The organism is Neobacillus drentensis, assembly GCF_036965425.1.
In the GTDB taxonomy this organism is placed as follows: Bacteria; Bacillota; Bacilli; order Bacillales; family Cytobacillaceae; genus Neobacillus; species Neobacillus drentensis_F.
This window is the reverse complement of sequence record NZ_JBALPP010000015.1, coordinates 33743-47849: the sequence shown is the minus strand read 5'-3', so window position 1 is coordinate 47849 and position 14107 is coordinate 33743. Positions and strand designations below refer to the sequence as shown.

Annotated in this window: 15 protein-coding genes and 2 pseudogenes; 6 read left to right on the top strand and 11 right to left on the bottom strand. The window is 37.5% G+C overall.

The features are described from left to right. From V7161_RS04170 to V7161_RS04155, 4 genes are all read right to left on the bottom strand, one after another. On the bottom strand, positions 1 to 161 hold a 161-nt coding region (locus V7161_RS04170), incomplete at its 3' end, for a cold-shock protein (RefSeq protein WP_335442502.1). A 173-nt stretch (positions 162 to 334) separates the two neighbouring features. Further along, positions 335 to 574, bottom strand: a complete 240-nt coding sequence (locus V7161_RS04165) for a sporulation protein Cse60 (protein ID WP_335442499.1) — start codon at positions 572 to 574, stop codon at positions 335 to 337. 152 nt (positions 575 to 726) lie between these two features. Beyond that, complete coding sequence (locus V7161_RS04160; RefSeq protein ID WP_335442497.1) at positions 727 to 1218, bottom strand: CarD family transcriptional regulator; 492 nt, start codon at positions 1216 to 1218, stop codon at positions 727 to 729. A 295-nt stretch (positions 1219 to 1513) separates the two neighbouring features. After that, entirely contained in the window at positions 1514 to 2356 is an 843-nt protein-coding gene (locus V7161_RS04155; protein ID WP_335442495.1) for a two-component system sensor histidine kinase NtrB, read from the bottom strand. Positions 2357 to 2929: 573 nt separating this feature from the next. On the opposite strand from V7161_RS04155, the pseudogene V7161_RS30355 reads away from it, so the two are divergent. The 6 genes and pseudogenes from V7161_RS30355 to V7161_RS04130 all read left to right on the top strand — a co-directional run. Next, positions 2930 to 3005, top strand: a pseudogene (locus tag V7161_RS30355) (DUF2975 domain-containing protein); the annotation flags it as partial. Continuing rightward, a pseudogene (locus tag V7161_RS04150) lies at positions 2981 to 3408 on the top strand (DUF2975 domain-containing protein). The pseudogenes V7161_RS30355 and V7161_RS04150, both read left to right, overlap by 25 nt. Positions 3409 to 3418: 10 nt before the next feature. Further along, positions 3419 to 3640, top strand: a complete 222-nt coding sequence (locus V7161_RS04145) for a helix-turn-helix domain-containing protein (protein ID WP_335442494.1) — start codon at positions 3419 to 3421, stop codon at positions 3638 to 3640. A gap of 40 nt (positions 3641 to 3680) precedes the next feature. Continuing rightward, positions 3681 to 4052 (top strand): hypothetical protein, encoded by a 372-nt coding sequence (locus V7161_RS04140; RefSeq protein WP_335442492.1) that lies wholly within the window; start codon positions 3681 to 3683, stop codon positions 4050 to 4052. Positions 4053 to 4082: 30 nt separating this feature from the next. After that, positions 4083 to 5015 carry an ABC transporter ATP-binding protein gene (locus V7161_RS04135; protein ID WP_335442491.1) on the top strand — a complete coding sequence of 311 codons (933 nt, stop codon included), beginning with the start codon at positions 4083 to 4085 and terminating at the stop codon, positions 5013 to 5015. Beyond that, on the top strand, positions 5008 to 5952 hold the full coding sequence (locus tag V7161_RS04130; RefSeq protein ID WP_335442490.1) for an ABC transporter permease: 945 nt from the start codon (positions 5008 to 5010) through the stop codon (positions 5950 to 5952). The genes V7161_RS04135 and V7161_RS04130 overlap by 8 nt, the downstream gene beginning before the upstream one ends. Positions 5953 to 6077: 125 nt before the next feature. Here the strand turns inward: V7161_RS04130 and V7161_RS04125 are convergent, their stop codons facing one another. From V7161_RS04125 to V7161_RS04095, 7 genes are all read right to left on the bottom strand, one after another. Beyond that, the gene (locus V7161_RS04125) at positions 6078 to 6662 is read right to left on the bottom strand and encodes a VanZ family protein (RefSeq protein WP_335442488.1); all 585 of its coding nucleotides are present in this window, start codon (positions 6660 to 6662) and stop codon (positions 6078 to 6080) included. Next, positions 6659 to 7576 (bottom strand): VanY-A/VanY-F/VanY-M family D-Ala-D-Ala carboxypeptidase, encoded by a 918-nt coding sequence (vanY, locus tag V7161_RS04120; protein WP_335442486.1) that lies wholly within the window; start codon positions 7574 to 7576, stop codon positions 6659 to 6661. Before vanY ends, V7161_RS04125 begins: the two co-directional genes overlap by 4 nt. A gap of 106 nt (positions 7577 to 7682) precedes the next feature. After that, a complete protein-coding gene (locus tag V7161_RS04115) occupies positions 7683 to 8795 on the bottom strand; it encodes a sensor histidine kinase (protein WP_335442501.1) in 1113 nt (370 codons plus the stop codon). Further along, positions 8788 to 9483, bottom strand: a complete 696-nt coding sequence (vanR, locus tag V7161_RS04110) for a vancomycin resistance response regulator transcription factor, VanR-F/VanR-M family (protein ID WP_335442484.1) — start codon at positions 9481 to 9483, stop codon at positions 8788 to 8790. The genes V7161_RS04115 and vanR overlap by 8 nt, the downstream gene beginning before the upstream one ends. 286 nt (positions 9484 to 9769) lie before the next feature. Continuing rightward, the gene (locus V7161_RS04105; RefSeq protein WP_335442483.1) at positions 9770 to 11011 is read right to left on the bottom strand and encodes a Bcr/CflA family multidrug efflux MFS transporter; all 1242 of its coding nucleotides are present in this window, start codon (positions 11009 to 11011) and stop codon (positions 9770 to 9772) included. A gap of 220 nt (positions 11012 to 11231) precedes the next feature. Further along, entirely contained in the window at positions 11232 to 12680 is a 1449-nt protein-coding gene (locus V7161_RS04100; RefSeq protein ID WP_335442482.1) for a DEAD/DEAH box helicase, read from the bottom strand. A 299-nt stretch (positions 12681 to 12979) separates the two neighbouring features. Beyond that, positions 12980 to 14059 (bottom strand): hypothetical protein, encoded by a 1080-nt coding sequence (locus V7161_RS04095; RefSeq protein WP_335442481.1) that lies wholly within the window; start codon positions 14057 to 14059, stop codon positions 12980 to 12982. Positions 14060 to 14107 lie beyond the last annotated feature (48 nt).

Below are 14107 nucleotides of genomic sequence, written 5' to 3'. Positions count from 1 at the left end.
CCTTGCTCAACGTCAAAAGTTACTGATTGTCCTTCTTCAAGAGACTTGAAACCTTCGCCTTGGATAGCTGAGAAATGAACGAATACATCGTCTCCACCTTCACGTTCGATGAATCCGAATCCTTTTTCTGCGTTAAACCATTTTACCTTACCATTTTCCATAATTGTTGCCTCCTAGTGTGTAATGACACACATTGTATTACTATCCTTGCACTCAGTGATCATCAAGGCGAAAGTTAAGAGTTTCACTATCCTTTACACCGAACAAAAATAATTCCTTTTTATAATAACACTTTTTGAAAAAATATACAAGGACACTAAAAATACGATTATGTTTATTTCTTTATTATTACCATTGCAGTATATTTTGAATCTGGGTAAACACCATATTCGGTATGACTGCTTGCAAGAAGAGGAATAGTATTGTATTTTACATCAATTAGCTTACCTTCCTCCAATGAGCCAAGAAAATCATTGACTTCCCGAATAAGTTCAACGAAGTCTATATTTTGAAAACCTTTTGCCTCGTACATTTTTTTGCCTCCCATCATATGATTTATTTTCACCTTTTTCATCCATATGGCTCCATGAACGTTCAGTTTGAATCAGGTTTTTAAAAACATATTAAGGCTAAATAAAAACATTTGGTAAAAAATCGAATGGTCAGAAATATAGTAGAAATGTTGTAATAAAGTTGAGGAAATAAAGAAGTTAATGATGTAGAGACTTAACTGACCTTGTTGTTTAACAAATCCGTTGCCTGATTTTCTGTGATCCCTTTAATTAAACCAAGTTCACTGATGAATATCTTCCTTGCACTCTCAAGCATTTGCTTTTCAGTTGAATTTAGTGCTTTATTTTTGTTAATGCGCATTAAATCACGTACAACTTCAGCTCCTTCTTTGATATTACCCGTTTTCAATTTTTCAGTGTTAATTTTGAACCTTTCTTTCATGGAAAGATTTGTATCGGTTTGCCCATGATGAAAAATGTGCAATACGTTTTCAAGTGTAAGTAAATCTGATATTAAGCGAATCCGTGATTTTTTTACTTTCCCAATTGGAATCAATACCTGCATTTTACTGATTGGCATTTTAATTACATAATACTGCTGTTTCTCACCTAAGATTTCCTTTTCTTCTATAGCCTCAATAACCCCAGCACCCTGCAGAGGATAAAAAATGTAATCACCAACTTGAAACAAAGAAATCACCTCCAAATTTTGAACCCTCTTAAGAATAGCACAATATCAATTTTTTATCAAATTTTTAATTTTACCACCACTATTTGTTTGATGTCAATATCTTTTTTTAAATGTTACTGTAAAAAAATGATTATTTTCGTTTTCATGCTCCCAGTAGAAAGAAGGCAGAGATTTTTCCCTGACTTTCAACTCACTCATTTACTATTGTACTCACAAATAGTAAATGAGCATGCTCAACCGAAAAAATGAAAAACTACCAGGAATAGGAAACCTGGCAGCTTTACTCGGAATTCCTTATTTATACTTTTCTTTAGGCATTATTCATAGGAAAACAAATGGTAAACAAAGTTCCATGATTCAGAGTGCTAGCGGCCTCAATGGTTCCACCATGGTCCTGAATGATTTTCTGACAAATGGAAAGCCCCAGCCCTGTTCCGTCAGGTTTCGTGGTATAGAATGGATGAAAGATTTTTTTCAGATCGGCCTTATTAATACCTATACCCGTGTCCATAACCTCTACAACCGCATTGTTGTCCACTCTTAACAATCTAATCGTAATCGTGCCACTTTCAATCATGGATTGAATGGAGTTGTTTATTAAATTGAAAAACACTTGTACCATTTTATCGAAATCCATTTGTATAGAAAGATGCGGATTGTACTCCATGTAAACGATTTGATGTCCTAAATTGCGGGCTCTGGATTCAGTTAAGGAGATTACTCTCGTTAGACATTCATGAATGGAATGAGATTGATATAAAGAAACATTTGGCTTAGAAAATTGAAGAAACTCAGCCGTTAATTTATTCATCCTTTTGACTTCACTCAGGATTAAATCATACCAAGGTTGTATATTAAAATTATTATCTTTGGAATGTTGAATTAACCCTTGAATAATTGTCAAAGGGTTTTTAATTTCATGTGCGAGTCCAGCAGCCATTTCACCTAAAAGATTCATTTTTTCCTCTTGAGAGCGCAATTCTTCACGTTTCTTCTCTTCTTTTAGGATATTTTTTTGTCTTTCCATTTCAATGATGTATTGAATGATCAGCACTACAGCCAGCGAGGTTAGAAAGTCGGATCCAATCGCAAGGATATTATAGGAATTGACAGGAGTATACGAAATTCGTATAACAGTATAAAACGCAATCATAATAAAACCAAGAAAAATCCCCTTGAGTACTCCCCGGATGTGAAATAAGAATTTACTCAGCAAAATGATATAAATGGAAAAACACCAATTCATCTGGCTTGTAAAATGAAACAATAGTAACAAAATGATTTCAATAGATGATATATATTTAAAACAGCGCGGAAAAATTCTTTCCAAATAAATACATGCTATAAAAAGCATCCCAAATAAGATGAGTAAAAAATCGTTTTGGGATCTATTCAATGTTATCGAGGAAAAAATAACAAATACGACATAAATAGGTAAGACGATATGATACATTAGACGAAAAAACATTTGTTTCTCTCCGATTCATTAATCTTAAGGTGCATCCCACTGATTATACTCTAAATTTTAGTCAAATACCTCTTTAGGCGTAATTACTTTCAGAAACATAGAGCATTCCTTTTAAAACGAGGAGTGCTTTTTTTATTTTCAACAACTTGATCGGATTAATAATTCGATAATAAAATATTAAGAAAGAGAAAAAATTTATTGATATTCAATAAATAATTACTTATAATCAATTTATTCAAATTTAGTGAGGTGCTATTTATGAAACGAGGATCAACATTCTTTTTAAAGACGGCTGTTATTTTAATGGGAATACCGGTTCTCGCTTTGGGTATAATTTGGATTGCCTTGGTTAGCTAAAAATCCAGTCAATCCAGATTATGACCATATGCTATATTCCCATTTTAATCGGTGTGTATGTTTCAGTCATACCGTATTTCGTTGCATTGTATCAGGCTTTTAAACTTTTAAACTATATTGACAAGAATCAAGCTTTCTCGGAATTGTCTCTTAAAGCCCTACAGAATATCAAATTCTGTGCCATTACAATCAGTAGTTTGTTTGTGGTCATTTTGCCATTTGTTTATCTCGTAGCCGATCTAGACGATGCCCCTGATCTCATCATCATCGGCATGGTCCCTATCTTTGCTTCAATCGTAATCGCAGTATTCGCTGCTGTTCTTCAAAGGCTTTTACAAGAAGCAATTGATATAAAATCGGAAAATGACTTAATCGTCTGAGGTGATAACCATGGCAATGATAATTAATATTGATGTGATGTTGGCCAAAAGGAAAATGAGCGTAACAGAACTTTCAGAGAGGGTCGGGATCACGATGGCTAATCTTTCTATTTTAAAAAACGGCAAGGCAAAAGCGATTCGCTTAACAACTTTAGACGCGATTTGTAAGGCTTTAGAATGTCAACCTGGTGATATTTTAGAATACCGTAGTGATGAGGACACCCAAGCTTAATGACTTAATACAACAACGATTCACCAAGGAGTGATTCATATTGATAAAAAATATCAGCCTCATAACTGATCAAATAAACGATTTTTCATTACAAAACATAAAGCGCATTTATAGGTTCCTATTGAACTTTCAAAATAAGACGTTTGAAGGTGATTGTTTTCTCGACATAGATTTCATTATGAAGGATAAAGAAAAACAATATCTTGCCTGCTTTCGCTTCTACAACCCCAATAATATCGATTTTGAAAGCGAGGGTATTTATCATCAATTGTCTATCGGGATTTATGATATAAGGGATCGAGGTTGGGAAGGTAAGTTTTTTGAAGTAATAGACTATGAGGATGATAGCTTACACTTTTATTGTTCAGACATTGAAATCATTTCTTTAAGAGAAACACTAGATACAATTTAGTTCCAAATCCACTATTAAAGGAGAACAAATATGAACAAAGAACCAATCATCACCTTAAGTCATGTAACGAAACGTATTGGCCGGACTACCCTCATTGACGATCTTACCTTTGAGGTACCCCAAGGCGAAATTTTCGGTTTCCTTGGTCCAAATGGTGCCGGTAAAACAACCACAATCCGAATGATCGTTGGACTGATGTCGATAACCAAAGGACAGATCCTGATAAAGGGGAAAAATATCAAAACCGAATTCGAGCAAGCGATCCGCAATGTCGGCGCCATCGTGGAAAGTCCGGAAATGTACAAATATCTGAGTGGTTATCACAACCTTGTTCATTATGCCCGCATGGTGCCAGGGGTAACAAAGGAACGAATTGACGAAGTGGTGTCACTAGTCAAGCTGGAAAACCGCATCCACGACAAAGTCAAAAAGTACTCGCTCGGCATGCGACAGAGGCTGGGAGTTGCACAGGCACTGCTGCATCGCCCTTCCCTGTTGATTCTCGATGAACCGACAAACGGTCTTGATCCGGCGGGGATTCGTGAGCTGCGCGATTATTTGCGGCATTTGACACGAACAGAAGGAATCACGGTGATCGTCTCCAGTCATCTGTTGTCCGAGATGGAACTCATGTGCGACCGCGTTGCCATCCTCCAGAGGGGCAAGTTGGTCAATATAATGCCGGTTCAGCATTTTACCCGGGAAAACGAACATGTTCAAACGTATCGAATCCAAGCACAGCCAACGGAACAGGCATTGGCAGCCGTGAGGCATATGGACAGCGTCCACGAGGTCAAGCTCGCTAAGGAAGGAACCGTCGAGGTCACAACTGAGCGGGAACGTATCCCGGACATTCTGGCAGAGTTGATACAGAACCATATTCGCATCTATGGCGTCGAAATGGTTTGCCAGTCTTTAGAAGATCGCTTCTTAGAAATAACGGGGGTTGAACAAATTGGTTAATCTAGTACTCAATGAAAATATGAAGATTTACCGACGGGTACGAACATGGATCCTGGTCGGACTTATGGCCGCTTTTGTGCTTTTCGTCAACATCATTGAATGGCACTCCGATGGAAAAAAGGCGCAAGGCGAAGGATGGCGGCAAGAACTGCAACTGAAGAATAAGCAATGGAGGGAAATTCTGAAGCAGCCCAATCTTGGCGATGATGACCGAAAGTTCTATCAGGAGCAAATTGCCCTCAACGACTATCACTTGGAGCAGAATATTCGCTCGACGGATGGTACGATGTGGGATGGCGTGAACAGTTCGGCCAATATGATGATTTTAATTACCATTTTCACCATCATCATTGTCGGAGACAGTGTAGCGGGTGAATTTTCGTCCTGTACCATCAAGCTGCTGCTCATCAGGCCGGCTAGCCGGGTTAAGATCCTCCTCTCCAAGTATATCTCTTTTCTGTTGTTCGGTATGCTGCTGCTCCTCACTCTGTTTGTCATATCCGTCCTAGTGAACGGAATCTTATACGGCTTTGGATACATGGATCTGCCGATGGTCAGCATGAATGCGGATGGGCAAATCGTTGAAAAGAATATGATTCTCAATTTGTGGAAAACGTATATGCTTAATGGTGTATCCACGGTCATGTACATAACCATGGCCTTTATGATCTCATCCGCCTTCCGAAGCAGCGCGATGGCTATCGGGTTTTCCATCGGCGCCTTGTTTGCAGGCAATATTGTTATGGGGGCACTGCATCGGTTCGATTGGAGCAAGTATCTGTTGTTTGCTAATACTGATCTCACTCAGTACCTAGCCGGACATCCTTTTCAAGAAGGAATGACATTGTCCTTTTCCATCGTAGTGCTCGCTGTCTATTTCCTAGTGTTTAATCTGATTTCCTGGCTTATTTTTACACTTAGAGATGTGGCCGCTTAAACTTGTGGTGGCATAGCCAATACATTAACATCTTTTAACATTGATTGATAGGTACGCCCCTCCCCCACTTTCCTAATGCGGAGGGGTTTTCCCTATGATTCTTGAAATCTATGCTTTTTTCATTTTTATGATTTTAAACCTTTATTGTTCATTCCACCTTCCTCGATATTTTTAAATTCCTGTTTTTCAACAATATCTCTATCTTGGACAATGCTTGGTGTATTTACTATAAATTTACTATAAAGCTTGATTGCACAATAGCCGAGCAATCCTCCAGAGGTGTTTAATATTAGATCATCCACATCAAAAATTCCGAGAGAAAAAACAACCTGCAGGCATTCCAAGCATAAACTTAAACTCAAAGATCGAGCTAATACGCCAATGAAGGACATCCCTTTATTTTTAGACAATAATACAAGAAACATTCCAAATGGTATGAACGCTGCGATATTCCCAACCAAATTACTAAAATCATGCCACCACGATAGACTCTGAATATTAATGAATATTGTTTTTAACGGGATCAAATTCCCTCTTTGCAATTGGTACATGAGAATATCAGGGTTTCCAAGATTCCTCTGAATTTGATGCATGAGAAAGGTCATATCTCTCCAGCGGAACTTAAATAGAATGACTCTAAGTAATGCGTACATATAAAAGACAAATAGTGCTAGTACAATAATTCTGTTTATTAATTTCGTTTTTTTCATTCCGCCATCCTTCCCTCCTGGGTATTAGTATTTGTTGTATTGGGAAACATTGTCACAATTACACCATCCATATTGTTACCTGATATCTCCCAACGACCATTGGAAGGAATATGAATGTTCGTATCTTTGGTTACAGGGTAATATGAAATCTCATATTTTTCACCATGTATAGTAGTTGATATGAACTTTTGTTCTTTTAGGAAATCCAAATATTCTTCTAAAGAAAAATTCTTTTCCTCCATAATCACACTGTGCGGCAATCCAACATACCGAATATGCCAAGGCTCATACTGAATGCCTGTAATTGCCGTTTTGTCCTTTGGATAACGTAAAATGAACCCGTATTTCCAAGCGTTTTCTTTTATCCACTTTCCTTCTGGTGCAACAGCCATCTTCATTTGAGTAGATCCTACATCAAGCGATAAGCCCAGATTGTGTTCGCTATAGCCAGGTGGCAAGGCATAGGCAGATCCCATATCATGATACAATACACTTTGCTCATCAAAATCTCGAAAGCCGCTTGTGATGGCGAAATGTTGAAGGCCTTCTTTTTCGGCAGCAGTAACCATCTTGGAGAATTTATGGGCAATATCCTCTGACAAATAAATGTTATTGTCTAACAACATGTAACCTTGTGCCAATTCATGGTTTGCAGATAAATTGACAATATCCGATTTAATACTCTCTTGGTGAACAGGGTTTTCACTGTTGACCAAAAGCAGAGCTCCCTGATAGATTTGGTCTTCTGAAATTTCAATTTTTTGGTTATTTTCAAAAATTCTTCCAGCCCCTTCTATTTCATTTTCAGATTGATTATAGTTTTGAATTTTAACTTTTGGTTCAGAAAAAGGGTTCATATTCACGAAAATTAACCCTAAGCACAATAATAATAATAAAAAGACCCACTTCTTCATTTAACAGTTTTCCTCCTTACTCTTATGTGCTTATAAGTGTAGGGAAAACTATTTAAAAAAAAAGTGGGGTAAATTTTAAATTTTTCTTAAATTCTTTACTCGGATTTTAAACATGATCTTTTTTTCCACTATCCTGCGGTAAGCGAACTTCAAAAATGGTACGTATTATACTACTTTCGGCAGTAATGGTTCCATTATGCTGCTCCACAATATTCTTGGCAATGAACAAGCCAATCCCAGTGCCGCCACCTTGATGTGTTCGTGATTTGTCACCGGTATAAAACATATCAAAGAGATGGGGCAGCTCATTCTGAGGAATGGGATCTCCATAATTCACAACCTGAACAACCACTATCCCAGAATCAATAAAGCCATTAATATCCACAAACTTGCCATCGTTACCATAGCGATTCGAATTGGTAAGAAGATTTTCAAACACACGTGCTAATAGCTCTCCATCACCCAAAATAGGTAAATGCGAAGTCACATTCATTCTAGTGATCAAATCATTCTTCTCGAAGGCAGGATACAATTCTTCATTTAATTGATGAAGGAGGTCACTTAAATTTAAATGATTTTTTTTAATCGGCAATATGCCATAATTCATTCTAGTTATTTCAAATAATTCATCAATAAGCTTTTCTAAACGCTGAGATTTGGTAAAGGCAATCGTTAAAAAATGTCTAACTTGTTCTTGCGTCAAATTCTCATCCTTAAGGATTAAATCTAAATAACCTAAAACAGAGGTGAGCGGTGTACGGAGATCATGAGCTAAATTTACGACTAGCTGATCTTTACTACTTTCCGTGAAATCTCCTCTTTCGATGGCTCGTTGCAATTTTTCACTTGCTATATTAATATCTTGAGCAATTTTTTCAAATTCATCATTCGATTTTATTTGAACTCGATAGGAGAAATCCCCATGAGCAAGATTATGAATACCAGTGGAAATCTCCTTGAAATACATCGAATAACGCTTAGTAAGTAAATAAAAAAACAAGATAGAAAGTGGAATAAATATCAGTAAAAAGAAATTAATATCGCCAATCTGTTTCAATATTTGACGATAAAAAAACAGTGTTTCACCGAATCGGACATATGTATGATAATAATATTGGAATACCTTAAAGATTAAATAGGTGATGATTCCAGCCAGCAACATACTTAAGCCAAATAATAGCACCATCATGGACCGAAAACTACGTACTGCCTTAACCATTAAATGCATACCCGACGCCCCACACAGTTTTGATCCATTTATTATTTCGTACATCATCTTTCAATTTTTTACGTAACGTACGTATATGCACCATTACGGTATTTCCACTTTCATAAAATTTATCTCCCCAAACTTGCTGGAAGATATTTTCTACACTGTATACCTTCTTAGGGTGACTGGACAGTAAATACAAGATATCAAACTCTTTAGGAGTTAACTCAATATTATTCCCATATAAAGTAACTGTACGCTGCTCAGGTGAAATAACCAAGCCGCCAAATTCTAGTGTAGAATTATGATCATTTTGGGGTTGATTCAGCTTCATAAAGCGTCTTAATTGAGCATTTACACGAGCTACCAATTCAATTGGGGTAAATGGTTTAGTCATATAATCATCTGCACCAATCACTAGTCCTTGAACCTTATCGAAATCAGAAGTTTTGGCACTTAAAAATATGATAGGCATATTATGTTGTTTTCGAACAAGGCTAGTTAGTTCAAATCCATCCATTCTAGGCATCATAATATCTAAGATAAGTAAATCAATTAATTGTGACTGGATAACATGTAGCGCTTCTAGTCCATCAGATACTTTAATAACCTGGTAACCCTCTTTCTCTAAATGGAAGGCAATCAGATCAGCAATCTCCTGTTCATCATCCGCTATTAAAATAGATATTGATTTCAACTATTCTCCTCCTTTTTATCGTTACGTTCAATGGATGATATCCAATTGAATATTCTAACGAAGAATTCTCCCAAAGACTTGAATTATTAATTGTGAGTTTCAGCTAGCTGAGTTGTCTAATTAATTGGGGCTTGTATAATATTCTCCATTATTTCCTATTTTTCTTCAAGATATGGATTATCTTCTGAAAATCTAACTAAATTTTCTTATTTAGATTAATAGCAGACAAAGAAAGGAGACCACATTTTCGGGTTAACGAAATGTGATCTCCTTTAAATTTATATGTTTAAATACTAGGTTTTTTGACTGAGCACTGATCATTGGAAATTTGTATTCGAATTGAAGCTTTTCGTACCAATACAAAATAGGAAAGAAAAGCTAGAAAACTGGAACAAAAGATTACCAAGCCCATTGGAACGCCTGTATACGCCCCTGCTATTCCCACAAGTGGAGCCGATAACGAGCCAAGGACAAATGGCAATAAACCAAGTAATGCAGAGGCACTTCCCGCAATATGTCCTTGCGTTTCAATCGCTAAAGCAAAACATGTGGTTCCAATAATACTGATTGAACCTACAAAAAAGAAAATTGGGACTGCGACGGCGAAAAGCGGAGCTTTTAATAACAGTGCAATGAGTAACAATAAACCCGATATGCTAGAGATGGCTAATCCAATCTTTAAGAAATTCCGCTCCGGGATAATGTCTGCCAAGCGGCCGACCAGCTGACTTCCAATAATTAAGGCTAATCCATTTGTTCCAAATAATAAACTAAATTGCTGCGGTGTGACATCGTAAATATTTTGATAGACAAACGGAATCCCAGATACATAGGCAAAGATTCCAGCCGTAGTAAAACCTTGCGTTAGTGCGTACCCCATGAACGTTCGATCTTTGAATAATGAACCAAAGTTTTTCATGATTTGTGGTAAATTACTTGGGACACGTTTTTCTTCTGGAAGCGATTCTTCTAATTTTAAAGCAACAGTAAAGAGCAACACCGCACCGATAATAGCCAAAGCTAGGAAAACCCCATGCCAATTGGAAAAAGCAAGAATGCCCCCTCCAGCAATCGGTGCCACGATCGGCCCGAGGTTACCAACTAACACCATCATCGTAAAAAACTTGGTCAGTTCCCTTCCACTAAAAAGATCTCGGACAATCGCTCTAGAGATCACAAGTCCACCGGCAGCAGCAAAGCCCTGGACCAATCGAGCAACAATAAGAAAATAGATATTGGGCGCCAACGCACATGTTATAGAAGCAAGTAAGTACAATGTGATAAAGATGAGCAAGGGTTGCCGGCGGCCTTTCACATCACTAAAAGGACCAATAAACAATTGCCCTAATCCCAATCCTAATAAACAGGAAGTTAAACTAATTTGTACGAGTGAAGCAGTCGTATGAAAATCGTTTACAATCGTTGGAAAGGACGGTAAGTACGTATCGATTGTAAAAGGTCCTAACAGTCCAAGTGATCCAAGGAGTATGGCAAGCTGTATTCGTTTTTTTCCACTAGGTTTATTCAATGTCCATCGCCTTTCTATGAAAGAAGTATTTGTTTCGATATCCTAAATAATAAATGTTATTATACCCTGAAACTTGCTCAAGGGTAAACAATTAATTTCCATGGAAACGATTTCAATTTTCGAGCATATGAGACACATGATGTATGGTTTTCATGCACCTACACATCCCCAAAATAACTTAAAGGACGATTATGTGTGGCATAATCGTCCTTGCTGGGTTTTATTTTTTTAGGGCTTTACTAACTTTTAGCTTCTTTCCTTTTATAGTTGCATTCTCCATAGCTTGTAAAACGAGCGAGCCTTTTCCATTCAGAATATCAACATAGGACATTTGATCCTGGATCGTTATAATCCCAATATCATCTGCAGTTACTCCCGGAATTTTCGCAATCGTTCCAACAAAATCTACCGCTCGAAGCTTCTTCTTTTTTCCACCGCTAAAATATAGTTTCATGATATCTTGGTTAATTCTGGCGGTTTTATTATTTCTTACGACTCGTCGGCCGCTGATTTTTTCTTCGAAAGCAGCCTTCTTATCAGCAACTTCATGCGGCTTTGGTGCATCCATTTTTGGAATTTCAAAGCCAATATACCGTTCAATATTTTTAATGAATTTTCCTTCATAAGGTGTTGCAAACGTAATCGCTTTTCCTTCATTTCCTGCGCGGCCGGTTCGGCCTGTGCGGTGGACATAACTCTCTTTTTCCATTGGAACATCATAGTTGATAACAAGTGTCACATTATCAATATCAATTCCTCGTGCAGCTACGTCGGTGGCAACTAAATATCGGAAATTTCCCATTTTGAAACCATCCATTACAGCAAACCGATCTTGTTGTTCTAATCCTCCATGGAGTCTTTCACAAGAATAATTGGATTCTTCCAATTCGGTATAGACTGTATCGACGTGTTCTTTTGTTCGGCAAAAAATAAGGCAGCTGTCTGGATTTTCAACGACGGTCACGTCTTTTAAGAGTGAAATTTTTTCATCTTCCTTCACTTCGATTAGACGATGTTCGATTGCATCTGTCGTGATCCCGCCAGCCTCAATCTCAACATTAATAGGATCTTCCATATACTTAAAGCAGAGATTTTCAACATCTTTAGGTAATGTTGCCGAAAATACCATTGTTACTCTGTTTAATGGGAGTTCATTAATAATCGCTTCTACTTCATCGATAAAACCCATATTAAGCATTTCATCAGCTTCATCTATAATTAGATACTTTATTTTATCTAAAACCAGGGTTTCTCTTTCAATATGATCCTTAACACGTCCTGGGGTACCAACAACTACATGAGTTTTTTGTTTCAATTCTTCTTTTTGTTTCGTAAATGGTTCTTTTCCGTAAACGGCCATTGCTTTAATCCGTTTAAACCTTCCAATATTCGTAATGTCTTCACGAACTTGAACAGCCAGCTCTCTGGTTGGTGTAAGGATTAAGACTTGTGGCAATTTTTCTTCCCATTCAATCATTTCGCAAATAGGAATTCCAAAGGACGCAGTCTTGCCGCTGCCTGTTTGAGATTTTACGACAAGATCTTGATTAGCCAATGCTAATGGAATGACTTTACTTTGAACCTCCGTCGGAGCTTCATATTTTAATACCTCTAATGATCTTCTTATTTCATCGCTTAAATTATAACCTTCAAAACTTGTTTCACTCATGTATTAACCTCGTTTTTTTGTATTATCCGGCTTATCTATAGGATTTCTATCAAAGAAATTTTATATGCATAATCTGAATATGGTTCATTATACTTGAAATGCAGGAAAAAACGAACAGTAATTAATTGGCACTGCTCCTAATTTACAAAAATAAAAACGTAACTAAAAAGTTAGTACACGTTGTCGTAAAAAAACACCAGCAAAAGCAGGTGACAAATTATTAGACAAATCTTTTTGCTAGTTTAATAAGTATATTTGGCTGCACCATTTTTTATAGGTAGAATTCAATAAGAATACCTTTACCTTTGAACCGTATTCGTCGCCCAGACTGCCCTTCCATCAGGCCGGTATATAACCACGTTCCCATCGTTTTGAACGACAAGCCTGCTGCCAAGGTGTGTCCACGTATCAGATGACCAAATCGGTTTTTGATAAGCGTCGTAAATGACGAGGTTCCCGTCGCCCTGTATGATACAGATTCCCACCTGCCCCTTGCCGTTGGTGCCAGAAGCCCATATCGCTTTTCTTGTACTATTGGGGATGTTTTTATAGAGTACGAGATTTCCATCACCTTGGAAAACAAACGCATAGGTACCGCTGCTAGAATGAATGGCCTGATCAATCTGCAGTTTCTCGCCAGGCTGCATATCGTCTCCTGCAGCAAACGGACCGCTTAAAATCCAATTATAATCCACTGGCTTTTTAAATGTGTAATCTGTTCGGAAGAAACTATAGATAGGTGTAGAGGACTTGGAATGAACAACACTTGTAGTGGACTCGGGCTTTCCTATATTTAAGGATATCGTCACATTATCATCGTTTGGAAAATTAGGGTCATAGATGTTGATAGACAGATCGTTTTGATTCAAGTTATAACCGTAGGCAAGGACTACATGATTTTTTCCAAGCTGAAATGGATCAAGGGATTTGACTTTGACTAAACCAAGCGGTGAAAGCTTTCCGCTGTCAAGATCACTTTTTATTCTTGGCCATTCCTCTTTGATCATTCTCCACGCCCTTCCGTGGGGGGCAAGACCTATTTTACTAGCTGCTGTTTCATGGTCGGGTAGTGTAGGATTCATCAAATCCATATATTTAAGTGGACCTCCTGGCAAATTGAAGCTATCAATCAACCGGTTCACAATATAATCGTACAATGGACCAGAAGAAGGATTTGCCACATTGGGTGGAATTGGCATTTTTGCTTCAAAGTAATCTCTAACAGCAAAAACCATCCCGCCACATAGGCCGTTAGATGCATCACCAATCGGAATCTGTTTACCCAAAACAGTAATGGTCTTTAAAGCAACACGTGGAAAGTTATTGTTGCTAAATTTAAATCCGGCTGAACTGGGACGGAACCCTGTTAAAGTTGGCATACTGTTTTCCCCCTTGATTTTAAGTAAATTGATGGTTTAATATATTGC

Excerpts from the sequence above, each read along its gene's own strand:
- V7161_RS04155 (WP_335442495.1), bottom strand. The coding sequence starts at position 2,356 with ATGATTGCGTTTTATACTGTTATACGAATTTCGTATACTCCTGTCAAT.
- V7161_RS04125 (WP_335442488.1), bottom strand. The coding sequence starts at position 6,662 with ATGAAAAAAACGAAATTAATAAACAGAATTATTGTACTAGCACTATTT.
- V7161_RS04115 (WP_335442501.1), bottom strand. The coding sequence starts at position 8,795 with ATGGTTAAGGCAGTACGTAGTTTTCGGTCCATGATGGTGCTATTATTT.
- V7161_RS04145 (WP_335442494.1), top strand. The coding sequence starts at position 3,419 with ATGGCAATGATAATTAATATTGATGTGATGTTGGCCAAAAGGAAAATG.
- vanY (WP_335442486.1), bottom strand. The coding sequence starts at position 7,576 with ATGAAGAAGTGGGTCTTTTTATTATTATTATTGTGCTTAGGGTTAATT.
- V7161_RS04100 (WP_335442482.1), bottom strand. The coding sequence starts at position 12,680 with ATGAGTGAAACAAGTTTTGAAGGTTATAATTTAAGCGATGAAATAAGA.
- V7161_RS04095 (WP_335442481.1), bottom strand. The coding sequence starts at position 14,059 with ATGCCAACTTTAACAGGGTTCCGTCCCAGTTCAGCCGGATTTAAATTT.
- V7161_RS04165 (WP_335442499.1), bottom strand. The coding sequence starts at position 574 with ATGAAAAAGGTGAAAATAAATCATATGATGGGAGGCAAAAAAATGTAC.
- V7161_RS04135 (WP_335442491.1), top strand. The coding sequence starts at position 4,083 with ATGAACAAAGAACCAATCATCACCTTAAGTCATGTAACGAAACGTATT.